Annotated in this window: 16 protein-coding genes and 1 pseudogene; 5 read left to right on the forward strand and 12 right to left on the reverse strand. The window is 70.5% G+C overall.

What is annotated here, in order from left to right; all coding sequences use genetic code 11:
* Positions 1-45 precede the first annotated feature (45 nt).
* On the forward strand, positions 46-1,260 hold the full coding sequence (locus AB0F88_RS20025) for a cytochrome P450 (protein WP_362685709.1): 1,215 nt from the start codon (positions 46-48) through the stop codon (positions 1,258-1,260).
* Here the strand turns inward: AB0F88_RS20025 and AB0F88_RS20030 are convergent.
* Entirely contained in the window at positions 1,248-1,514 is a 267-nt protein-coding gene (locus tag AB0F88_RS20030) for an amidohydrolase family protein (RefSeq protein ID WP_362686709.1), read from the reverse strand. The genes AB0F88_RS20025 and AB0F88_RS20030 overlap by 13 nt on opposite strands.
* A 139-nt stretch (positions 1,515-1,653) precedes the next feature.
* Between AB0F88_RS20030 and AB0F88_RS20035 the strand changes: the two genes are divergently transcribed.
* The gene (locus AB0F88_RS20035; RefSeq protein ID WP_362685712.1) at positions 1,654-2,796 is read left to right on the forward strand and encodes an AAA family ATPase; all 1,143 of its coding nucleotides are present in this window, start codon (positions 1,654-1,656) and stop codon (positions 2,794-2,796) included.
* Positions 2,793-3,395, forward strand: a complete 603-nt coding sequence (locus AB0F88_RS20040) for a DUF4276 family protein (protein WP_362685715.1) — start codon at positions 2,793-2,795, stop codon at positions 3,393-3,395. The genes AB0F88_RS20035 and AB0F88_RS20040 overlap by 4 nt, the downstream gene beginning before the upstream one ends.
* A gap of 4 nt (positions 3,396-3,399) precedes the next feature.
* On the opposite strand, the gene AB0F88_RS20045 is transcribed toward AB0F88_RS20040, so the two are convergent.
* Together AB0F88_RS20045 and AB0F88_RS20050 are read right to left on the reverse strand one after the other, a co-directional pair.
* On the reverse strand, positions 3,400-5,013 hold the full coding sequence (locus AB0F88_RS20045) for an amidohydrolase (protein ID WP_362685718.1): 1,614 nt from the start codon (positions 5,011-5,013) through the stop codon (positions 3,400-3,402).
* Positions 5,014-5,168: 155 nt separating this feature from the next.
* Entirely contained in the window at positions 5,169-6,569 is a 1,401-nt protein-coding gene (locus tag AB0F88_RS20050) for an FAD-binding oxidoreductase (RefSeq protein ID WP_362685721.1), read from the reverse strand.
* Positions 6,570-6,747: 178 nt separating this feature from the next.
* Between AB0F88_RS20050 and AB0F88_RS20055 the strand changes: the two genes are divergently transcribed.
* Positions 6,748-7,779, forward strand: a complete 1,032-nt coding sequence (locus AB0F88_RS20055; protein ID WP_362685724.1) for a GNAT family N-acetyltransferase — start codon at positions 6,748-6,750, stop codon at positions 7,777-7,779.
* Between the two features lie 340 nt (positions 7,780-8,119).
* On the opposite strand, the pseudogene AB0F88_RS20060 reads toward AB0F88_RS20055, so the two are convergent.
* Positions 8,120-8,563, reverse strand: a pseudogene (locus AB0F88_RS20060) (Clp protease N-terminal domain-containing protein); the annotation flags it as partial.
* Between the two features lie 179 nt (positions 8,564-8,742).
* On the opposite strand from AB0F88_RS20060, the gene add reads away from it, so the two are divergent.
* Positions 8,743-9,777 carry an adenosine deaminase gene (gene add, locus AB0F88_RS20065; RefSeq protein WP_362685727.1) on the forward strand — a complete coding sequence of 345 codons (1,035 nt, stop codon included), beginning with the start codon at positions 8,743-8,745 and terminating at the stop codon, positions 9,775-9,777.
* Positions 9,778-9,816: 39 nt separating this feature from the next.
* On the opposite strand, the gene AB0F88_RS20070 is transcribed toward add, so the two are convergent.
* The 8 genes from AB0F88_RS20070 to tal form a co-directional block, all read right to left on the reverse strand.
* Entirely contained in the window at positions 9,817-10,089 is a 273-nt protein-coding gene (locus tag AB0F88_RS20070) for a DUF1778 domain-containing protein (RefSeq protein ID WP_362685730.1), read from the reverse strand.
* A 105-nt stretch (positions 10,090-10,194) separates the two neighbouring features.
* The gene (locus AB0F88_RS20075) at positions 10,195-10,848 is read right to left on the reverse strand and encodes an SLATT domain-containing protein (protein WP_362685733.1); all 654 of its coding nucleotides are present in this window, start codon (positions 10,846-10,848) and stop codon (positions 10,195-10,197) included.
* Between the two features lie 4 nt (positions 10,849-10,852).
* Positions 10,853-16,018, reverse strand: a complete 5,166-nt coding sequence (locus AB0F88_RS20080) for a pentapeptide repeat-containing protein (protein ID WP_362685736.1) — start codon at positions 16,016-16,018, stop codon at positions 10,853-10,855.
* Positions 16,019-16,157: 139 nt separating this feature from the next.
* Positions 16,158-16,931, reverse strand: coding sequence for a 6-phosphogluconolactonase (gene pgl, locus AB0F88_RS20085; RefSeq protein WP_362685739.1), 774 nt, complete (start codon positions 16,929-16,931; stop codon positions 16,158-16,160).
* A 57-nt stretch (positions 16,932-16,988) separates the two neighbouring features.
* Positions 16,989-17,900, reverse strand: coding sequence for a glucose-6-phosphate dehydrogenase assembly protein OpcA (locus AB0F88_RS20090; RefSeq protein WP_362685742.1), 912 nt, complete (start codon positions 17,898-17,900; stop codon positions 16,989-16,991).
* A complete protein-coding gene (gene zwf / locus AB0F88_RS20095; protein WP_362685745.1) occupies positions 17,901-19,625 on the reverse strand; it encodes a glucose-6-phosphate dehydrogenase in 1,725 nt (574 codons plus the stop codon).
* 19 nt (positions 19,626-19,644) lie between these two features.
* A complete protein-coding gene (locus tag AB0F88_RS20100) occupies positions 19,645-21,273 on the reverse strand; it encodes a glucose-6-phosphate isomerase (RefSeq protein WP_362685748.1) in 1,629 nt (542 codons plus the stop codon).
* A gap of 7 nt (positions 21,274-21,280) precedes the next feature.
* Complete coding sequence (gene tal, locus AB0F88_RS20105; protein ID WP_362685752.1) at positions 21,281-22,384, reverse strand: transaldolase; 1,104 nt, start codon at positions 22,382-22,384, stop codon at positions 21,281-21,283.
* Between the last annotated feature and the right edge of the window lies 1 nt (position 22,385).

A 22,385-nucleotide genomic window follows, 5' to 3' on the forward strand; every position in this document is an offset into this window, starting at 1 on the left:
TTCCCGTCCCCGGCATCCAACGATCTTCGAGCAGAGGGAGCGGCAGTGAAGGCGGAGCGGGAAGAGGACGTCGTCGAGCAGCTGATCTCCGATTTCGACCACCACCATCCGCGCTTCGACCCGGACCTGGCCTGCCTGGTCCACCGCGGCATCCGCAACCGGTCGCGGGTCGCCTTCTCCCGCGCGTACGGCGGCGTGTGGATCCTGTCGCACTACCGCGACGTGGAGGCGGCGCTGCGCGACCACGAGACCTTCAGCTCGGCGTCGGGGGTCTTCTTCCCCCGCGCCGCCGGCACACCGCCCTTCGCGCCTCTGGAGTACGACCCGCCCCGGCAGACCGCGTTCCGCACCCTGATGAAACCCCCGTTCACCCCGGCGCGGTCGCGACAGCTCGAACCGGAACTGCGCCGTCTGGTCGCGGACCTGGTCGAGCCGATCGTCGCGCGGGGCTGCGGTGACCTCGTCGCCGAGCTCGCGGTGCCGCTGCCGCTCGCCGTGGTGTCGCTCGCGGTCGGCTTCACCGACGCGGCGCAGCGCCGCATCCGCGACCTGACCAGCAACACCTGGGCGCGCATGCCGAGCGACGAGAGCGCGGAGGGCTTCTGGCCGCAGTTCGCGGAGCTGTTCCAGGAGGAGATCCGCCGGGCCAGGGAACAACCGGGCGACGACTACCTGTCCACGCTGGTCCGCGAGACGATCGACGGCAGGCCCGTCACCGACGAGGAACTGCACGTCATGATGGTCGGCTTCGCCGTCGCCGGTCACGAGACCTCGATGAACGCCCTGTCGCACCTGCTGTGGCAGCTGGCCCGCGAACCCGGCCTGCAGGACCGGCTGCGCAAGCGGCCCGAGCTGATGCCCGCCGCCGTCGAGGAGACGCTGCGGCTCTGGACGCCGGTCGACCACGGCACCCGGTTCACCACCCGGGACGTCGAGGTCGGCGGCGTCGTCATTCCCCGGGGATCGCGGGTCATCCTGCTCGCCGGGGCCGCCAACCGCGACCCCGCCGAGTTTCCCGACCCGGAGCGGTTCCGGCTCGACCGGGGCCTCGTACGCCACCTCGGTTTCGGGACGGGCGTGCACTTCTGCATCGGGGCCCAGCTCGCGCGCACCGAGTTCCTCGTGGTCCTGCGCGAGCTGGCCCGCCACCCCGGCTACGAGCTCTTCGGCGAACCCCGCCGCTTCTACGAGAACGGCCGCCACATCTGCTTCGACCGGCTGCCCGTACGGTTCCGGGTGCCCCTCGGTCAGCGCCGGTAGACCTCCTGGCCGTCGAGGAAGGTCATGGCGACCTTAGTGCGCCAGATGTCGGCGGCGGGTTCGGTGAAGGGGGCGCGGTCCAGGACGACGAGGTCGGCGCGGTTGCCGGGGACGATGGTGCCCGCGTCGTCGTCGTGGTTGATCCGGGCCGAGCCCGCGGTGTAGGCCGTCAGCGCGGTGGCCGGGGTGAGGCTCTGGCCGGGCGGGAAACTCCCGGGAACCCGGGGCCTTTGGGACCGGACCGCCTTTCCGATCTAGGGACCGGTCGAACCGCTATCGTGGTGGCGCCGGTTTCCTGGTGGAACGCGGGTAGGCGCCGGTCACGGCCGCCGCCACAGGACGGATCGACATGGCGGGGGTGTGATGGGGCAGGCCGTACCGTTTCTGCGACGCGTGAAGGTGGAGAACTACAAGAGCATCGCGTCGTGCGATGTCACCTTCACCCCCCTCCTGGTCCTGCTCGGTCCCAATGCGGCGGGTAAGAGCAACTTTCTCGACGTGCTCAGGTTCGTGGTGGACGCGCTGGAGACGACACCCGCCGACGCCCTGATGAGACGCGGCGGCCTGGACGAGGTGAGCCGGCGGGGCCAGAAGGGTTTCGGCGTCCTGCTGGAGTTCGTCGTCCAGCCGGACGAGGAGCCGTTGTCGGTCACGTACAGCTTCACCATCGGCAGGGACCCCGCGGGTCATCGCCCGCTTCTGGTGCTTGGAGAGCAGTGCTTCGTCCGCGGCATCCAACCGCGGTCGAGTTTCGAAGAAGTCAGTTTTGTCATGACCCATGGTTTCTTCAACCAGACAGGTGACGGTGGCATCGAGCCGGACCGGCTCTATCTCCCGCTGGCCGCCACCCGAGGTGTTTTCAGTGAGGTCTACCGCGGCCTGCGCCGCATGCTCTTCTACCACCTGGACGCGGGCCTGATGCGGCAGGTTCAGTCCAGGTCCGCCGGGGCCACGCTGGATGACGCCGGAAGGCGGCTGGGATCGGTACTCGGGGTCCTCGCGCAGCGGTATCCGGCGTTCAAGGCACGGGTCGACGACTACATGGGAGCCATCGTTCCCGGGACCGTCAGCGTCGATCAGCGGCTTCTGGACACCTATTCCACCGTCGAGCTCCTTACCCGTCACGCGGATCGAGAGCGGGTGTTCGGTCCCGAGGCCATGTCCGAAGGGACGCTGCGCGCGGCGGGGCTGCTGGCCGCGCTGTTCCAGCCCGCCGTACTCGAAGGCGAGGCGACCCTGCTGGGAATCGAGGAACCGGAGACGTCTCTGCACCCGGCGGCCGCCGGGGTGCTGTTCGACGCGTTGAGCGAGGCGAGCGAGCACGTCCAGGTGGTGGTCACCACGCAGAGCGCGGACCTGCTCGATCGCGACGACTTCGATCCGGCGTCCGTACGCGTCGTGACCATGACGGACGGGCTCACGACGATCGGTGAGATCGACGACGTGAGCCGTCGCCTCGTCGACGACCGGCGGGCCACCATCGGGGAGTTGATGCGCGGCAACCAGCTCAGGCCCGGCACCGGGGAGGCCGAATGACCGAGGCGGTCACCATCGCCGCTGTCGTCGAGGGGGAGGGAGAGGTCGCCGCGCTTCCCGTCCTGCTCCGCAGGATCGCGGAGGAACTCTCGGTCTGGACGGTACGGATCCCGACGCCCCGCCGGGTTCCGCGCTCCAAGCTCGTCGCTCCGGGAGGGATCGAGAGCGCCGTGCTCCAGGCCTCCTACCAGGTCGACGGGCGAGGCGGGATCCTGCTGCTGATCGACGCCGATGACGACTGTCCCGCGACTACCGGTCCGGCGCTCCTGGAGCGGGCCCGGCGGGCTCGTGGTGACCGGGAGATCTCGATGGTCCTCGCCAACCGGGAGTTCGAGGCGTGGTTCCTCGCCGCCGCCCCGTCGCTCGCGGGCCAGAGGGGGTTGGCGAACCCCCTCGAATCACCCGTAGATCCCGAGGGGCCCCGCGATGCGAAGGGGTGGCTCTCGGCCCGCAAGACCGACGGCACCTCCTACCGCCCGACGGCCGATCAGGCGGCCCTGACCGCGATCTTCGACATGGCGCAGGCGCGCAAGAACGCGCCCTCCTTCGACAAGTTCTGGCGCGATGTCGAACGCCTGATGCGGGCCGCCGGGGCGTGAGCGGTCAGCGGCGGTAGACCTCCTGGCCGTCGAGGAAGGTCATGGCGACCCTGGTGCGCCAGATGTCGGCGGCCGGTTCGGTGAAGGGGTCGCGGTCCAGGACGACGAGGTCGGCGCGGTTGCCGGGGACGATGGTGCCCGCGTCGTCGTCGTGGTTGATCCGGGCCGAGCCCGCGGTGTAGGCCGTGAGCGCGGTGGCCAGGGTGAGGCTCTGGCCGGGCAGGAACGGGGTCTGCGCCGTCGGGTAGCCCGCGTGCACCGAGCCGCCGGGTTCGGTGCGGTTGACGGCCACGTGCATGCCCTGGATCGGGTCGGCGTCGGAGACCGGCCAGTCGCTGCCCGCGCAGAACAGGGTGCCGTTACGTTGCAGGTCGGCGAACGGGTACTGCCAGGCGGAGCGCTCCTCACCCAGGAAGGGGAGGGTCAGCTCGTCCATCTGGGCGTGGTGGGTGGCCCAGAGCGGCTGCAGGTTGGCGGTCACGCCGAGTTCGGCGAAGCGCGGCACGTCGGACGGCTCGACGATCTGCAGGTGCGCGATGTGGTGCCGGTTGGCCGGGTCGGTCCCCTCGAAGCTGTCCAGCGCCTCGCGGACGGCCCGCTCGCCGATGGCGTGGAAGTGCACCTGGAAGCCGTGCCGGTCCAGCTCGGCGACGTACCCCTTCAGCAGAGAGGGGTCCACGTACGACAGGCCGGTGCCGCCGCAGCGGCAGTAGGGCTCGATCACCGCGGCGGTGAAGTTCTCGGCGATGCCGTCCTGCATGATCTTCACCGAGGTGGCGCGGAACCGCTCCAGGCCCTCGGCGGAGCGGCGTCGTTCCAGCAGCTCGGGGATCTGCTCGGCGCCGCGCGCCCGGTCCCACCACAGCGCGCCCACCACGCGGGCCCGCAGCGCGCCGGAGGCCGCCGCCGAGATATACGTGGGCAGCTGGTCGTCGGAGCCCGCGTAGGAACCGACGATGGCGTCCTGCCAGCCGGTGACGCCGAGGGAGAACAGGTGGTCCTGGGCCTCCATCAGCGCGTCGTGCAGGTCCTCCGCGGTGGGGCGCGGGGTGAGCAGGCCGACCAGGTCCATCGCGCCCTCGTGCAGCACGCCGCTCGGCGTGCCGTCGGCGTCGCGCTCGATCCTGCCGTCGGCGGGGTCGGGGGTGTCGCGGGTGATCCCGGCCAGCTCCAGGGCCCGGCTGTTCACCCAGGCGGCGTGGTGGTCGCGCTGGATCAGGTAGACCGGCCGGTCGACGACGTCGAGCTGGGAACGGTGCGGCAGGCCGCCGGGGAAGGCCGACATGTCCCAGCCGCCGCCGTCGATCCACGCGTGGCCGGGGTGGGAGGCGGCATAGGCGGTGATCCGCTCCAGATACTCCGGCAGGCCGTAGACCGCGGACAGGTCGCACCTGGCCCGCTCCAGGCCCGCCTGCACCGGGTGGAGGTGCGCGTCGGTGAAGCCGGGGGTGAGCAGCCCGCCGTCCAGGTCGACGGTCTCGTGGCCGGGGGAGGCCAGTCGTACGACGTCGGACTCCGCGCCCACGGCGGCGACCCGGCCGTCCCGGACCAGCACCGCCTCGGCGAAGGCGTCGGCGGCGAGGAAGACCCGGCCGCCGCGGAAGAGGATGTCGTTCACTCGGTTCCCACTCGGGTGGCGGGCGGGCAGGTCATGGCTCTCCTCGGCGTCCGTGGTCTCAGCGTCCGGTAAGGGGGTGGGTTCAGCATGCGGTGACGGGGGCGGTTCAGCGTCCGGTAAGGGGGGTCGGTTCGGCGTCCGGTGACGGGGGCGGTTCAGCGTCCGGTGATGGAGTCGGCGACGCGGGCCAGCACCGAGGTGCGGCCGAGTCCCGCCTTCTCCCTGGCGTCGGCCCGGCGGTAGAGGTCGTACATGGTGTGCACGCCGAGCCACCGCAGCGGTTCCACCTCCCAGCCTCGCACCTTGCGGTCCACCCAGGGCAGGGAGGCCAGCTCGGTGTCCTCGCGCAGGATCAGGTCGCGCAGGGTACGGCCGGCGAGGTTGGTCGTGGTCACCCCGTGGCCGGTGTAGCCGCCCGCCCAGCCGATGCCGGTGGTGTGGTCGACGTGCACGGTGGCGCACCAGTCGCGGGGCACGCCGAGCACCCCGGACCAGGCGTGCGCCACCCGGGAGGCCCGGAGCGCGGGGAACATCCCGGTCAGCAGCTCCCAGAGCGCCTCGATCGTCCACCCGTGGGTGTGGCCCCGGTCGTCCACCCGGGATCCGTACAGGTAGGGCTTGCCGCGCCCGCCGAACGCGATCCGGCCGTCGGCGGTGCGCTGGGCGTACATGTAGTAGTGCGCCATGTCGCCGAGCAGTTCGTGTCCCGCCCAGCCGATCTCGTCCCACAGCGCGCCCAGCGGCTCGGTGACGATCATCGAGCTGTTCATCGGCAGCCAGGTCCGGTGGTACTGCCTCAGCTCGGCGGTGAAGCCCTCGGTGGCGCGGATGACGTACTCGGCGCGGACGGTGCCGTACGGCGTGCGGGCCTCGCGCGGGGCGATCTCGGTGACCGGGGTGCGTTCGAAGATGTCCACCCCGAGGTTCCGCACGGTCTCGGCCAGGCCCCTGGCGAGCTTGGCGGGCTGGATCCTGGCGCAGTGCGGGCTCCAGATCGCGCTGACCGCGCCGTCCACCCGCAGGCGCTCCTCCCGCTCGGCGGGGTCGAGCAGCCGCACGTCCTCCTCGGTCCAGCCCCAGTGGCGCTCGTGGGCGAGCAGCTGGTGCAGCCGCCGGTCCTGGGCGGTGTTGGTGGCGACCGTGGTGACGCCGCCCTTGACGATGTCGGCGTCGATCTTCTCGTCCTCGGCGACGGCGACGACCTCGTCGATGGTCTCGAACATCACCCGCTGCAGCCGCCTGGCCGCGTCCGGGCCGTGCGTCCTGGCGTAGCGCTCGGGAGTGCCTGCCAGCTCGCCGACCAGCCAGCCGCCGTTGCGCCCGGAGGCGCCGTACCCGGCGAACTCCTTCTCCAGCACGACGATCCGCAGGCCGGGGCTCGCCTTCTTCAGGTAGTAGGCGGTCCACAGGCCGGTGTAGCCGGCGCCGACGATGGCCACGTCGGCGTCGAGGTCTCCGGCGAGGGGGGCGCCGGGGGAGGGGATGCCGAGGGAGCGGTACCAGAAGGAGACGTCTCCGTTGACGAAGTCCCCAGCCAGGGGAACGCGCGTGCTCATGGCCTCATATCCTGCTATATCCGTCTATCTGGGTGTGCCTGTCAACGGAAACCGTTGCAGAAACGCCGTACTGCCGCGTAACAAGTGATCTTCCCAGACGTAACGATGGGCTCACTCATGTGTAGCAGTCCCGTAACAGTGTCAGGAAAGGCTATCCCCCAACAGAGGGAGCATTCTGATGGGGTTTCTGAGGATTCGTACGACCGTTGACGAGCGGCCGGGGCGGCTCGCCTCGCTGGCCGCCGCACTCGCCGCCAAGGGTGGCAACATCCTGGGCCTGAGCGTGCAGACCGACGCGGACGGCACGGTCGACGAGTTCGTCACGGACATCCCCGCCGGGGCCGAGGCGGTGCGCGAGGCGCTGGAGGCCGCCGGCGGACGCCGGGTCCAGGTCGTCACCGCCACCGCCCACGAGCTGACCGACGAGCCCACCCGCGTCCTCCTGCTCGCCTCCCGGCTGCGCATGACGCCCTGGCGCCTGCCCGAGTTGCTGGGGGAGCTGCTGCGCGCCGACGACTCCCGCTGGGTCTACGGTGCTGAGATGAGCGATCTTCCGGACCCGACCCTGCTGACCGTGCCCGTGGCCCCGCGCCGCGCGATCAGGATCCGCCGGGCCGAGCTGCCGTTCACCCTGACCGAGGCCGCCCGCGCGGCCTCCTTCGTCCGCCTCGCGCAGCCCCCCGTCGAGCAGTCCGGAACCGACCGCGACATCACGCTCTCCGACGGCGTCGAGGTCAGTGTCCGCCCGCTCACCCGGCTCTACCGCGAGGCCGTACGCGACCTGCACGACCGCTGCTCGCCGGAGGCCCGCAGGTTCCGCTACTTCACCTCGATGCCGGTGCTGCCGCCGAAGGTCTTCGACCGGCTCTGCGACCGCACCCACGGCCAGTCGATCGTCGCCGGGCACGACGGCCAGGTCGTCGGCCTCGCCAACCTGATGTTCACCCCGGACCCGGGCATCGCCGAGATGGCGTTCCTGGTCGAGGACCGCTGGCAGGGCAGGGGGCTGGGCACCGCCCTGGCCGGGATGCTCGTCCGCCAGGCCCGCGACCTGGGCTTCGCCGAGGTCAGGGCGACCCTGCTGTCCGACAACGTGCGCATGCGCAGGCTCCTGGTCTCGCTCGGCGCGACCCTGAACTACACCGAGGACCCCGGCGTGGTGGAGGCCAGGCTGGCCGTGGGCGTGATGGCGACGGCATCCCCGAGCTGACCCCGTCACGTGGCCTTCCCGTTTCGAGATCGCTCAGGGGTCCCGAAGCGGGGAGGCCGCATTCATCCGCGTTCCCGCCTCAGGAGGCCCGCCCCTCCTGGGACGGGGGCTCCGGGGCGCGGGGCGCGCCGGAGGCGTCGCCATCGTCCCGGGGCGTACCGGCGTCGCCGTCGTCTCCGCCGGCGGTGGTGCCGTCGCGGGAGGCGTCGCCGGTGTCGCGGGAGGTCTCGATGGCGTCCAGCCTGCGCTCGATCCGGTCCAGGCTCTCCTGGATGCGCTCCAGCCTGGCGGAGAACGCCGCCCCCATGACGTGGAAGCCCTCCTCCGCCGTCACCGCGCGCTCGGGGCCGCGCCGCCCGAGCAGCGTGATCACCTGGGCGCGTACGGCCTCGAGGCGCGCTCCCTGCTCGGTCAGCACCTGGGCGGCCACGCCCTCACCCTCGCGGAGCAGCCCGAGCAGGATGTGCTCGGTGCCGATGTAGGTGTGGTGCAGGCCGAGCGCCTCGCGCAGGGACAGTTCGAGCACCTTCTTGGCGCGCGGGGTGAACGGGATGTGGCCGCCGGGACTCTCGTCGCCCCTGCCGATGATCTCCTCGACGGCGTTCCTGACGCGCTCGCCGCCGATGCCGAAGGCCCGCAGCGCACGGCCGGCGACACCGTCCTCCTCGAGGATCAGCCCGAGCAGGATGTGCTCGGTGCCGATGTGGCCGTGGCTGAGCCGCCTGGCCTCCTCCTGCGCCAGGACCACGACACGGCGGGCACGGTCGGTGAAGCGCTCGAACACGGGAAGCCTCCGTGAGGGGTGTCGAGGTGCCTGCCCCCACTATGCGCCAGACGGCCGGTGAGCGGGAGGACATCTCCCTCGGCAATTCCCATCCCCTTGTCGGGAAAAGCTTACATTTTAGAGTTAGATTCATAGGAAATGGCTTTCGCGTCCGGGGGTGGCGTGCGTAGGGTCCCCGCATGACGATCGACGCCTTCATCGACGCCCTGCCCAAGGTCGAGCTTCACGTCCACCTGATCGGCTCCGCCTCGGTCCCCACCGTGCTGGAGCTCGCCCGCCGCCACCCCGACGGGGGCGTCCCCACGGACGAGGAGAAGCTGCGCGCCTTCTACAGGTTCACCGACTTCCCGCACTTCGCCCGGATCTACCAGGCGGTCAACGCCCTGGTCCGCGAGCCGGAGGACGTGGCGACCCTGGTGCTCGGCCTGGCCGCCGACCTCGCCGGGCAGAACGGCCGCTACGCCGAGCTGACCGTCACGCCGTACGCCCACCACGTCGTCGGCATGCCGATGCGGGAGGTCACCGAGGCGCTCGACCTGGCCGCCCGGCGCTCCCGCGAGGAGCACGGGGTGCGGATGGCGTACGTGTTCGACATCCCCGGCGAGTACGGGGCCGAGGCGGCCCGGGTCACCCTGGACCACGCGCTGCAGGAACCTCCCCAGGCGTTGGTAGGTTTTGGACTGGCCGGAATCGAGCAGGAACGCCCGAAGTATCGCGACGTCTTCGCGGACGCCTTCCGCGCCGCCACCGCCGCCGGACTGCGCAGCCTGCCGCACGCGGGGGAGATGACCGGCCCCGAGACCATCTGGGAGGCCCTCGACCTCCTGGGCGCCGAGCGGATCGGCCACGGCACCTCCTGCGTGGACGACCCCCGCCTCATCGCCCACCTGCGCGAGACCCAGATCCCCCTGGAGGTCTGCCCGACCTCCAACGTCTGCACCGGCCAGGTCGCCCGCGTCGAGGAGCACCCGCTGCCCCGCATGATCGAGGAGGGCCTGTTCGTCACCCTCAACAGCGACGACCCGCCCATGTTCGCCACCACCCTGAGCCGCGAGTATCGCGTCGCCGCCGACAGGCTGGGCCTGGGCCGCGAGACCCTCGTCACCCTGGCCCGCAACGCCGTCGAGGCCTCGTCGATGGACCCGGCGGACAAGAAGGAACTCCACGCCGAGATCGACGCCGTCGCCGCACGCTTCCCAGCGACAGCGTCCTGACCGCCTGCGGTAACGACCTCGAGGGCCGTGATCATTGGTTCAGGACGACTCGTGATAGGCGCGCCGTCGCCGCGCGGCCTTACGGAGAGCGGGCGCCTCGTCCGGCTCGTCGAGCGAGGCGACCAGGTCGTCGAACTGATCAGCGGGCATCAGTGTGGCATCGGGCCGGGCAAGCACCCGGCGGTCCTCCGCGCAGGCCGCGCGGAGGACGAATGAGGAGATCGACTCTCCCGAAGCCTGTGCGGCCTGCACGATGAGTGCTTCGGCCGCCGTGTCCGCGCGCGTCTCGATGCGATGCGTCTCGTCGGCCATCATCATCTCCCTGTCATGCGGTGGTCGTACGGCGAGCTCCTGCCGCGAACCATCATGATGGTGGCCGTTCGACCGCACATTGTGATTACGTAAGGCGGTGGAAGGTCACTTCTGGCCGGGGGGCAGGTTGAGCTGGGCCAGGCCGCTCTGGAACTCGGTGACCCACTCGCCGGTCTCCCTGGTCATGATCGCTGACAGGTCGATGATGAAGGTCCGGAGCAGTTCGAGATACTCCTCCACCGGAATCGGCCCCTGATCGAGTGCGTCCCGCGCATTGAGCACCGCCCAGTCGAGCTGGAAGTCGTGCAACCGCGACTGGATCTCCTGCGCGCACACCATGTCCCGCATCCAGCGGGACGACAGCCCGAGGAAGTGGTCGAACGCGACGCAGACCCCGGCCGAGGCGAGCAGCACGTAGCCCCACCCCAGACCGCCCCCCGCCCCGGCCGCGCTGGCCAGCGGCTGGAGCCCGCCCGCGGCGGCCAGCACGATCGCGGCCCCCCGCAGCACCTTGGATGAGGCGCGCTTCCTGACGCGGTCGCGCATGTACCAGGTGTACGCCTCGATGGCCCGCTCCTCGGCTTCGAGATACATCCGGCGCAGGACCTCCTCGGGCGCGCGCCACTCCTCGGCCGAGACCAGCGGGAAGGACCTGACTCCGAGATCGGGCTGCCTGGACGTACGGCGCCTGCTCGGTGTGGAGACGTCTCTTTCCTCCGGTCCCCGGTCGCTGGAGGGTGCGTGGCCGGCGGCGGACATGGGGTCACCTGCCTTCGGGGCTGGGGAGGAGGGCGCTCAGGGGAGAGCCGTACGGTACGCGGCGTATGCCGGGGACGTATGGGGCGAGTTCTTCGGGGGTGAAGGTGCACAGGTTGACGGACCACCAGAACACGCCGGAGAGGGTGCCGCTGAACTTGTAGGCCATACCGTCGGGCCCGAAGGCGGCGGATCCGTCGGGCAGAGGGATCAACGCGGCGAGGTGAGCTCCGGTGGTGGGGTTCCAGAGGCGGATGGTTCCGTCACCGCTGCCGGTGGCGAGGTGTGTGCCGTCGGGGCTCCAGGCGATGGAGTGGATCCAGCCGGTGTGGCCTTCGAGGGTGCGGATCAAGGCGCCGGTGGCGGGATCCCAGATGCGGGCCGTTCCATCGCTGCTGCCGGTGGCCAGGTGTGTGCCGTCAGAACTCCAGGCCAGGGTGTTGACATTGCCGGTGTGGCCTTCGAGGGTGCGGGTCGAGGCGCCGGTGGCAGGGTCCCAGATACGGATGATCTCGTTGCTGCCGGTGGCGAGGTGTGTGCCGTCGGGGCTCCAGGCGATGCAGTGGATCCAGCCGGTGTGGCCTTCGAGGGTGCGGGTCGAGGCGCCGGTGGCAGGGTCCCAGATACGGATGATCTCCTTGCTGCCGGTGGCGAGGTGTGTGCCGTCGGGGCTCCAGGCGATGCAGTGGATCCAGCCGGTGTGGCCTTCGAGGGTGCGGGCCGAGGCGCCGGTGACAAGGTCCCAGATGCGGGTCGTTCCCTCCTTGCTGCCGGTGGCGAGGTGTGTGCCGTCGGGGCTCCAGGCCAGGGTGTTGACATTGCCGGTGTGGCCTTCGAGGGTGCGGGTCGAGGCGCCGGTGGCAGGGTTCCAGATGCGGATGGTTCCGTCGTTGCCGCCGGTGGCGAGGTGTGTGCCGTCGGGGCTCCAGGCGATGGTGCGGATCCAGTCGGTGTGGCCTTCGAGGGTGCGGGTCGAGGCGCCGGTGGCGGGATCCCAGATGCGGATGGTTCCGTCGTTGCTGCCGGTGGCGAGGTGTGTGCCGTCGGGGCTCCAGGCCAGGGTGTTGACGCCGATCGTGTGGCCTTCGAGGGTGCGGGTCGAGGTGCCGGTGGCAGGGTTCCAGATGCGGATGGTTCCGTCGTTGCCGCCGGTGGCCAGGTGTGTGCCGTCGGGGCTCCAGGCGATGGTGCGGATCCAGTCGGTGTGGCCTTCGAGGGTGCGGGTCGAGGCGCCGGTGACAAGGTCCCAGATGCGGGCCGTTCCGTCGTTGCCGCCGGTGGCCAGGTGTGTGCCGTCGGGGCTCCAGGCGATGGAGTGGATCCAGTCGGTGTGGCCTTCGAGGGTGCGGGTCGAGGCGCCGGTGGCAGGGTTCCAGATGCGGATGGTTCCATCACTGCTGCCGGTGGCCAGGTGTGTGCCGTCGGGGCTCCAGGCGATGGAGTGGATCCAGCCGGTGTGGCCTTCGAGGGCGCGGGTCGAGGCGCCGGTGGCAGGGTTCCAGATGCGGGCCGTTCCGTCGTTGCCGCCGGTGGCGAGGTAGGTGGTGTCGGGGCTCCAGGCCAGGGTGTTGACGCCGATCGTGTGGCCTTCGAGGGTGCGGGTCGAGGTGCCGGTGGCAGGGTTCCAGATGCGGATGGTTCCGTCGTTGCCGCCGGTGGCGAGGTGTGTGCCGTCGGGGCTCCAGGCGATGGAGTGGATCCAGTCGGTGTGGCCTTCGAGGGTGCGGGTCGAGGTGCCGGTGGCAGGGTTCCAGATGCGGATGGTTCCGTCGTTGCTGCCGGTGGCGAGGCGCGTGCCGTCGGGGCCCCACGCCAGGGTGTTGACGCTGCCGGTGTGCCCTTCGAGGGTACGGATCAGGGAGCCGGTGGCAGTATCCCAGAGATACGCCCTGTGACTGCTGCCACCGAAGGCCACAACATTTCCATTGGGACTCCACGCCACCGAATAGATCAGGCTGTTGCGCGCCGGAGCCAGCTCGTGAGATGCGATGAAATGCGAGGGAAGGGCTGCGCCGCGGGTGTCGCAGTCGTCGAGGCAGCCGGGAGGCAGGATCGCGCCCAGCAGGACTGCCCGGAACCATCGTGAGCCCCCGAAGCGCGCGCCGGTAAGGTCGGCCTCGAAGAACCGGGCAAGGGAGAAGTCGGCGTCGCGCAGGTCGGCGCCGTTGAGACGCGCCTTCTTCCCCGAGCTTTCCCGCAGCACGGCGTCTCGCAGGTCTGCGCCGGAGAGGTCAGCGCCATCGAGAAGAGCTTCTCGCAGGTCCGCGTCGCGGAGATCCGCTTCGCGGAGATCGGCCCCGGTGAGGTCGGTGCCGCGCAGGTTCATTCCCCTGAGCCTGATGCACGCCCGGTCGCGGTTCCCGGTCTGCAAGGGCGCGTTCAGGCGGCGCAGCAGTGTCAGGGCGTTCCCCTTCGCGGTCTCCGTCGTCGTGTCGATGTCGGCCACGAGCGACGAGCGTGCCCAGGCGATCACGATGGATCTCCCTGCCAGTTCCGCGACGAAGTCGGCCATCAGATCGGAGAGGGCTCGCACCAGCAGCTCGGGCGGATTCCACTCCCGTTCCTTGAGTTGCCTGGCGATCTGTTCCGCGACCAGCCACTCCATCACCGAGCGGTGCACGAACTTGAACCGCCCGGCCTCCGGGCGGACCAGGAGGGTGCCGGACCCGATCATGTGGGATGCCTGGTCGGGGGTGAGCTGGAGTTCGGCGAGGTTCTGCAGTGTCTCGGCGACGGTTCCCAGCTTGTCGATGTCGAGAGTCTCCTGGCCGGTGTTCCACAGTTCCAGCGCGAGTGCCTGCACCGCCGTCCAACGATCCCTGACCGACAGGGACGGCATCGCGCCCTTGGGCTGGGCGCGGTCGTACTCGAACTCCAGCCAGCGTTCCAGCAGCTCCCGGTAGAGCACCGCGGCGCTGATCGCGCCTTCCTGGTCCCGGATCTGGCGGAGCCGGTCCTCGTCGAGCCGGGAGATGAAGCTGAGCATGCGCGGGTTCCTGGACAGCCCGAGGAGGTCCCGCACGTCGCGCAGCAGTTCGAGCCGCGCCCGGGCCCCGGCCTCGTCCCCGCCGAGGAGACGGGTGAGGAAGGCCAGGATCTGGCCGTCGTCGAATTCGTGAAGCTTGATGAGCCTGCGGCCCGGCATGTTGGCCAGCCTGTTGCTCAGGGCGGTCTCCACGTGCCGGTCGGAGAGGAAGTACTGGGTGCGGCTGGTCAGCACCACCTTCGCCCGCCCCTGTGCGGCCTGGACCAGGTTGCCCAGGTGCTCGGCCGCCTGTTCGTAGGTGACACGCAGCGCCAGCTCGTCGAAGCCGTCGAAGAGCAGCAGCACCCGTCCCTCCTGGATGAGATATCGCAGCAGGCGGTGGTCGATGACCTCCTCGCCGCCCGCCGTCAGATGGGCGGCCAGCAACTCGTCGAGGGTATGGGCCTTCTCCAGGTCTCTGAGCTGGATCAGAATCGGGATGACCGGCGGCACGCCCTCCTCGTGGATAAGCCTCGTGAGCTCGCGGAGCAGGAAGGTCTTGCCGTGGCCGAAGTCGCCCAGCACGACGACGAACCGGCCGTCGTGTTCGGCGATCCATTCCCTCAGCCGCTCCAGGAGGTCGACCTGGGGCCGTCCCATTCCCCGGCCGTCCACGATGCCGAACCGCTGCGGGACATAAAGCTCGGACGGGTAGACCTGGCTGTCGGCCAGTCGCTCGGCCTGCTTGCGCGCGTACGGCTGCAGGTCGAACATCCCCTGGAACTCCATCAGCCGCTGGAGGCGCACTCCCCGCATGCCCGACCAGAGTTTCAGCTCATCCGGGGCGGCCTCGCCGTCGTAGACGAAGTACGAGGTCAGCTGGGGATCTCCCGCGCGATATCGCGCGTCCACGTCCGACAGGAACGTCTCGACGGCCTCGTGATCCGGCGGTCCGTCGCATACCCCGATCGGATACAGCGACACCTGGGGCTCGGACGGCACCGTAACCCTCAGGTAGCCGGAGCGTCCGTCGCCGCTCCTGACCTCCTCCACGTCCGCCTCCGGGTGGCGGACCTGACAGACCCGGCGCACCCGGGTCAGCAAATCGTCCCGGCGGGCGTCCGGCGAGCGGCGGGCCCGGGGGTCCTCCTCCTCGTCGTGGTCGTCGTCCCGGGAGACGAGGGAGGGAAAGGCGGCGCGGCAGTCGTCGAAGGACCGCTTCAGCCGGCGCGTCGCCTGGTCACGGCCGATCCCGATGCTCGTGTCGCCCTCCCACCGAAAGCGGGAGGCGTTGTAGCGCCTGGCATACACCTTCAGGCTCCGGGGGGTGACCTTGACGAGCTGGTACTGGTTGGGCACGTCGTCCGGACGGGCCTCCTTGCGCACCCCGGTGCTGCCCGCGCAGAGGACGGCGAGGGCGTCGGCGCCGAAGCTGTCGATACGGCCCTCGTGGGTGTGGCCGTGCAGCAGCAGGTTCAGGTGCGGGGCGACGAGCTCGCCGAACTGGTGCCGGTCACGGAGGAAGGCGTCGTCCTCCGGGTCGACGATCACCGGGTTGTGGTGCATCGCACCGATCCTGAGCCAACCCCGCCCGGCGTACGCGCGCAGCCGGTCGGCGAACCAGCGCAGCTGCTCCTCGCCGCAGAAGCCGTAGTGGTCGGAGTCCCGGTGGCTCTCGGCCATGGTCGAGTTGAGCCCGGCGACGACCGTGTTCAGCTCCGGCATCTCGAACAGGGTCCACGGCTGGTCCTTGGGGAACCCGACGCCCGATATTCCCGTATAGAACTGGCTGAACATCGTGAAATAGGGTTGCCATTTGGGCCAGTACGGGGGAGTCGGGGTGGTTTCGTCCCCTTCGCAATCGTCGAAGTAGGCCTGGCACTTCTTCCAGCTGACGTCGTGGTTGCCCGGCACCATCGCGACCCGGTCGTTCCCGAGTTTTAGGCCCTTCGCCACCTCGGCGAGAAACTCGCTCACCTTTTTGAATTCGGTGGGAAGAGCCCATTCGGCCAGGTCGCCGGAGGCCACCACGAGATCGGGCCGCACGCCGTGCTCGTCCTGGAGGTAGGTGATGTCGTCCAGCAGCCGCGCCGCCAGCGAGGAATGCCGACGATCCCCTGCGGTGACGCCCTCCCCGCCGAACCGATGCTCCTTTCCGAACTGCATGTCCGAAACATGAAGAATCGTGATGGAGCGCCGACCGGTCATGATCCCTCCACGGATGCCGCCGTGGTCGCAATCATAAGACGGTTATTAATATGAAAAATCCTCGCAAACGATTTCTCGTTTGCGAGGATTCCTGCCGCTCCCCGCTCAGGGGAGGCGGCCTGTGAACGTCTTCAACGACTCAAGGCGAAGAGATCCGGCTCAGGGAAGAAGGGATCTTGGAGGCCGCGGCCCTGTCCAGGAGGAAGAGGGTGCGCCGGCTGCCCCGGGCCCCGGCGGCCGGGACCTGCATCGTCCCCGAGTCCGACAGTGCCAGCCGTACCGCTCCCGCCTTCTCCTCGCCGGCGGCGATCACCCACACCTCGCGGGAGGCCTGGATGACCGGCAGCGTCAGCGAGACGCGGATGGGCGGAGGCTTGGGCGAGCCGTGCACCGCCACCACCGGGCGGGTGTCGTACAGGGCGGGCAGGCCGGGGAACAGCGAGGCGATGTGGCCGTCCGGGCCCATGCCCAGCATCATGAGGTCGAACGACGGGGCCGGGCCGTGGTCCTCGGGGCGCGCCGCCCGGCGCAGCTCCTCGGCGTACGCCTCGGCCGACTCCTCGGCGGTCATGCCGGAGTCGGGGCCGCGCATCACGTGGACCCGCTCGGGGTCGAGGTCGAGGTGGTCGAGCAGGGCCTTGCGGGCACCGGTCTCGTTGCGCTCGGCGTCGCCGCTCGGCAGGAAACGCTCGTCACCCCACCAGATGTCCACCTTGCGCCAGTCGACGGCGTCCCTGGCGGGGGAGGCGGCGATCTCGGCGAGGGTGGCGATGCCGACGGTCCCGCCGGTCAGGACCAGATGGGCCGAGCCCTTGGCCGACTGGGCGTCGACGGCTCGGACGATCACCCGGGCGGCGACGGCCTTGGCGAGCATGTCGGCGTCGCGGTGGGTGATCACGGTGGGAACGCTCACGGGACTTCTCTTTCGAAAGGAGGTGCCCCGCGGCCGTGGCCGCGGGGCACTCGCGGCTCAGGACTTCTTGGTCTGGGCGAGTCGCTTGATCGCGGCCGCGTAGATCTCGTCGGGGTCCAGCCGTCGCAGCTCCTCGGCGAGCAGCTCCGACGTCGGGCGCCGGGTCAGGGCGACCCTGCGGTCCGGCTGGCCGGGACGCGACAGCGTGGCCATGCGGCCGTCGCTCCGGACGACGGTGATGTCACCCTCGGCCGAGACCAGCTTGACCGCGGTCAGGCCGGGCCCGGGGGACTCGGAGACCTTCACGGAGGCGCCGAGGCGGTCGCCGAGCCAGGCCGCCAGCAGCAGGGCGCTGGCATGGCCGGACACGGCCTCCACGGTGCCCCGCTTGACCTTGCCCACCGGCTGGTCGAACGCGGCGGCCAGCAGGCTCCGCCACGTCGTCAGCCGGGTCCAGGCCAGGTCGGTGTCGCCGGGCACGTAACCGCGGGCCCGGTCGGTGATCGCCTTGACCGAGTCGGCCGCCGACCGCGCGTCGATGATGCGGCGCTGGGCCAGCATGCCGATCGGATCCTTGGACGGAACCTCGGGACAGTCGCTGGGCCACCAGGCCACCACCGGGGTGTCGGTGAGCAGCAGCGGGCTGACCACCGAGTCGGCGTGCCTGGTCAGCTCCCCGTACAGGCGGAGCAGGATCACCTCGCCCGGGGTCGACTCACCGAACCGGATCTCGGCGTCGAGCCGGTTCGGCTCCTCCGAGTCGCGGGGGATGACGACCAGTATCCGGGAGGGGTGCTCCCTGGCCGCCTCGGTCGCGGCCCGGACCGCGTCGTACTGGTCGCTCTCGCCGCAGACCACCACCAGGGTCAGCACCATGCCGACCGCCGGGGTGCCCATCTGGTGACGCAGGTGGGTGAGCTGCGAGGAGATCTTCGAGGCGTTCGTACCGCTGAGCATGAAACTGGTCATCTACAGCCGCCTCCAGGAACGCCCGTCGCGGGCCATCATCTCGTCGGCCGAGGCCGGCCCCCACGTGCCCGCGGGATACTCCTCCGGCGGGCCCTGGGTGCCCCAGAACTCCTCGATCGGGTCGAGGATCTTCCACGACAGCTCGACCTCGCGCTGGTGCGGGAAGAGCGGCGGGTCGCCGATCAGCACGTCCAGCAGCAGCCGCTCGTAGGCCTCGGGGGAGGACTCCATGAACGACTCGCCGTAGGCGAAGTCCATCGAGACGTCCCTGACCTCCATCGCGGTGCCGGGCACCTTGGAGCCGAACCGCACCGTGATGCCCTCGTCCGGCTGCACCCGGATGACCAGGGCGTTCTGCCCCAGGATCTCGGTGTCGTCTTTGCTGAACGGCAGGTGCGGCGCCCGCTGGAACACCACGGCCACCTCGGTGACCCGGCGGCCGAGCCGCTTGCCGGTGCGCAGGTAGAACGGCACCCCGGCCCAGCGCCGGTTGGCGATCTCCACCTTGATGGCGGCGTACGTCTCGGTGATCGAGTCGGGCGGGATGCCCTCCTCCTGGGTGTAGCCGATGACCGGCTCGCCGCCCTGCCAGCCGGACCCGTAGCGGCCGCGCGCGGTGGCCAGCGACAGGTCCGACGGCAGCCGCAGCGCCTTGAGGACCTTCTCCTTCTCCCTGCGCAGCGAGTCGGCCCCGAACGACGTCGGATCCTCCATGCCGACCAGGGCCAGCAGCTGCAGCAGGTGGTTCTGGATCACGTCGCGGGCCGCGCCGATGCCGTCGTAGTAACCCGCCCGGCCGCCGATGCCGATGTCCTCGGCCATCGTGATCTGCACGTGGTCGACGTAACTGCGGTTCCAGATCGGCTCGAACAGGTTGTTGGCGAAGCGCAGCGCCAGGATGTTCTGGACCGTCTCCTTGCCCAGGTAGTGGTCGATGCGGAACACCGAGCTCTCCGGGAAGACCGCGCTGGTGATCGCGTTGAGCTCCTGGGCGCTCCGCAGGTCGTGCCCGAAGGGCTTCTCGATCACCACCCGGCGCCAGGATCCGGCGGGGCCGTCGGCCAGGCCGGTCCGCTTCAGCTGCTGGACCACGACCGGGAAGAACTTCGGCGGCACCGACAGGTAGAAGCCGTAGTTGCCGCCGGTGCCCCGGGTCTGGTCGATCTCCTTGAGCATCATCGACAGCGCGTCGAACGCGCCGTCGTCGGTGAACTCGCCCCGGCAGAAGAAGATGCCCTCCGACAGCTGCTTCCAGACCTCCTCGCGGAACGGCGTCCGCGCGTGCTCCTTGACGGCGTCGTGCGCCAGCTGCGCGAAGTCCTGGTCCTTCCAGTCGCGGCGGGCGAAGCCGACCAGGGAGAAGCCCGGGGGCAGCAGCCCGCGGTTCGCCAGGTCGTAGATCGCCGGCAGCAGCTTCTTGCGCGCCAGGTCGCCGGTCACGCCGAACAGCACCAGCACGCACGGCCCCGCCACGCGCGGCAGGCGCTTGTCGCGCGGGTCGCGCAGCGGGTTGGCGTCGACCAGGGCCTCGGTGATGCCGACGGTCGCGGCGGCGGTGGCCGTGGTGGCCGTGGGCGTCACCTTCTCCGGCGTGCCCGCCGTCGAGGCGCCCGGCGTGCCCGCCGTCGCGGCGTCCGGCGTGACAGCGACGGCGTCCGTCGTGCCCGCGGGGGCGCCCGTCGTGACGTTCTCCTCGGCGCTCGTCCGGGAGTTCCCCTTGCTCATGCGAACCTCCAGCGGCCCATCAGACCTCCCGCGCGGCGGCGAGCAGTCGCGCGACTCCGGCGGCGCGGTCGGTCAGGTGCAGCCGTACGGTGGGACGCCCGCGGCTGGCCAGCGCGCCCTGGTCGCCCAGTGCCTGGGCGAGCTGGAGGCGGCCCAGCGTGTAGGGCTTGCCGGGGACCTCGAGGTCGTTCTCGACGGCCCCGGTGATCTGCAGGAACACCCCGTTCTGCGGGCCGCCCTTGTGGTACTGGCCGGTGGAGTGCAGGAAGCGGGGGCCCCAGCCGAAGGTGACCGGGCGTTCGGTGCGGATCGCGAGCATCCCGCGCAGCGTGGCCGGATCGGCCCCGCTCCACACGTCCGTCATCTCCTCGAACGAGGCGCCCTCGGGGTACGGGGCGTCGAAGGCCGCCTCACGGTCGAGGTAGGCCATCACCGCGAGGTAGCCGCGGTCGGGGATCGACTCCAGCAGCCGGGTGAGCACGTCCGACAGGTCCTTGACGTCCTCGGAGCCGGGGAACTCGCCGTACACCTCCACCGGGCCGTCGACCAGGAGCGGCGTGCCGACCGGCAGCTCGGCCCGGTCCAGCAGCTTGGCGGTGTTCTCCTTGGACTCGGCCACGTTCGGCTGGTTGAACGGGTCGATGCCGAGGACGCGGCCCGCGACGGCCGTGGCGTACTCCCAGACGAGGAACTGCGCGCCCAGCGGGCCGACGACGGTCACGGTGGCGTCGGTGTCGATCCCGGCGAGCAGCTCGTCGTCGGCGTCACCCGGGTCGGCGCCCACGACGGGCAGGATGCCCTTGCCGGACTTGCCGGTGGACTCGGCGACCAGCTGCTCGATCCAGTCGGGCAGGCCGTTGATCTCCGACAGGCTGTCCTCGATCACGAGCTTGTCGCGACCGGCCGCCGCGGCGGCGCCCAGGGCGGCGCCGAGGTCGAGGCCGGGGTTGCCCTCGGTCCGCGACAGCAGCGGCGCCACCTCGGCCGCGTCGTCGAGCAGCCGCTCGACGTCGACGCCCGCCAGCGCGCTGGGCACCAGGCCGAACGCCGTCAGGGCGCTGTAGCGGCCGCCCACGTTCGGGTCGGCCAGGATCACCTGGTAGCCCGCCTCGCGAGCGCTGAGCTCCAGGGGCGAGCCGGGGTCGGTGACGACGACGATCCTGCTCGCCGGGTCGATCCCGGCGTCGCGGAAGGCCTTCTCGTAGATCCGCCGGTGGCTGTCGGTCTCGACCGTGCCGCCGCTCTTGCTGGCGACGACCAGGATCGTGCTCTCCAGCCGGTCCTCCAGCGCGCGGCGCACCTGGCCGGGGTCGGTGGTGTCGAGCACGGTCAACGGCATGTCGGCGGAGGCGGTGATGACCTCGGGGGCGAGGGAGGAGCCGCCCATGCCCGCCAGGACCACGTGGTCCAGGCCCTCGGCGCGGGCCCGCTCCACCAGCGCGCCGATCTCGGGGAGCAGCTGCCTGCTCGTCGCCGGGAGGTTGAGCCAGCCGAGGCGGACGGCCGCCTCGGCCTGGGCCTCCTGGCCCCACAGCGTGGAGTCGCCGGAGGCCAGGGCCTGGGGGACCCCCTCGGAGGCGAGCTGCCCGGCGGTCTCCCCTGCCTGATCGGTGAGGTCGTCGTCGCCGAACGTTACGGACACTGACATATGTTCCTCACGCCTTCTTCAGCTCGGAGGAGACGGTCTCCAGCAGCTCTTTCCAGGAGGCCTCGAACTTGTCCAGGCCGTCGACCTCCAGGAACCGCACGACGTCGTCGTAGTCGATGCCTGCCTCCTTGAGCGCGGCCATGGTGTTCCAGGCCTCCTCGTAGGAGGAGCGGACCGTGTCACCGGTGATGCCGCCGTGGTCGGCCGTCGCGTCGAGGGTCTTCTCCGGCATCGTGTTGACCGTGCCGGAGGTGACCAGCTGGTCGACGTAGAGGGTGTCGGGGTAGTCGGGGTTCTTCGTGCCGGTGGAGGCCCACAGCGGGCGCTGCGGCCGGGCGCCGGCCGCGGCCAGCGCCTGCCAGCGCGAGGACTCGACGACCTCCTCGAAGGCGGCGAAGGCGAGGCGGGCGTTGGCGACCGCGGCCTTGCCCCTCAGCGCGAGGGCCTCGGGGGTGCCGATCTTGTCCAGGCGCTTGTCGATCTCGCCGTCCACGCGGCTGACGAAGAACGAGGCGACCGACTCGATGTTCGCCAGGTCCAGGCCGTTGGCCTTCGCCTGCTCCAGGCCGGTCAGCCAGGCGTCCATCACGGCGCGGTAGCGCTCGAGGGAGAAGATCAGCGTGACGTTGACGCTGATGCCCTCGGAGATCGCCTGGGTGATCGCGGGCAGGCCCTCGACGGTGGCGGGGATCTTGATGAACAGGTTGGGCCGGTCGACCAGCCACCACAGCGCGCGCGCCTCGGCGACGGTCTTGTCGGTCTCCCTGGACAGGCGCGGGTCGACCTCGATCGACACCCGGCCGTCCACCTGGCCGCTGGCGTCGTAGACCGGCCTCAGCACGTCGGCGGCCCAGCGGATGTCGTACGTGGTGATGGCCCGCACGGCCTCCTCGACGTCGACGCCGCGGATCTTCAGGTCGTGCAGCTGGCCGTCGTAGGCGTCGCCCTTGCTCAGCGCCGACGCGAAGATCGTCGGGTTGGAGGTGACGCCGACCACGTGCTTGTCGCGGATCAGCGACTGCAGGTTGCCCGTACGCAGGCGCTCGCGGCTGATGTCGTCCAGCCAGATGGAGACGCCCTGCTCGGAGAGCTTCTTCAGGATCTCACTCATG

The organism is Streptosporangium sp. NPDC023963 (assembly GCF_040639135.1).
In the GTDB taxonomy this organism is placed as follows: domain Bacteria; phylum Actinomycetota; class Actinomycetes; order Streptosporangiales; family Streptosporangiaceae; genus Streptosporangium.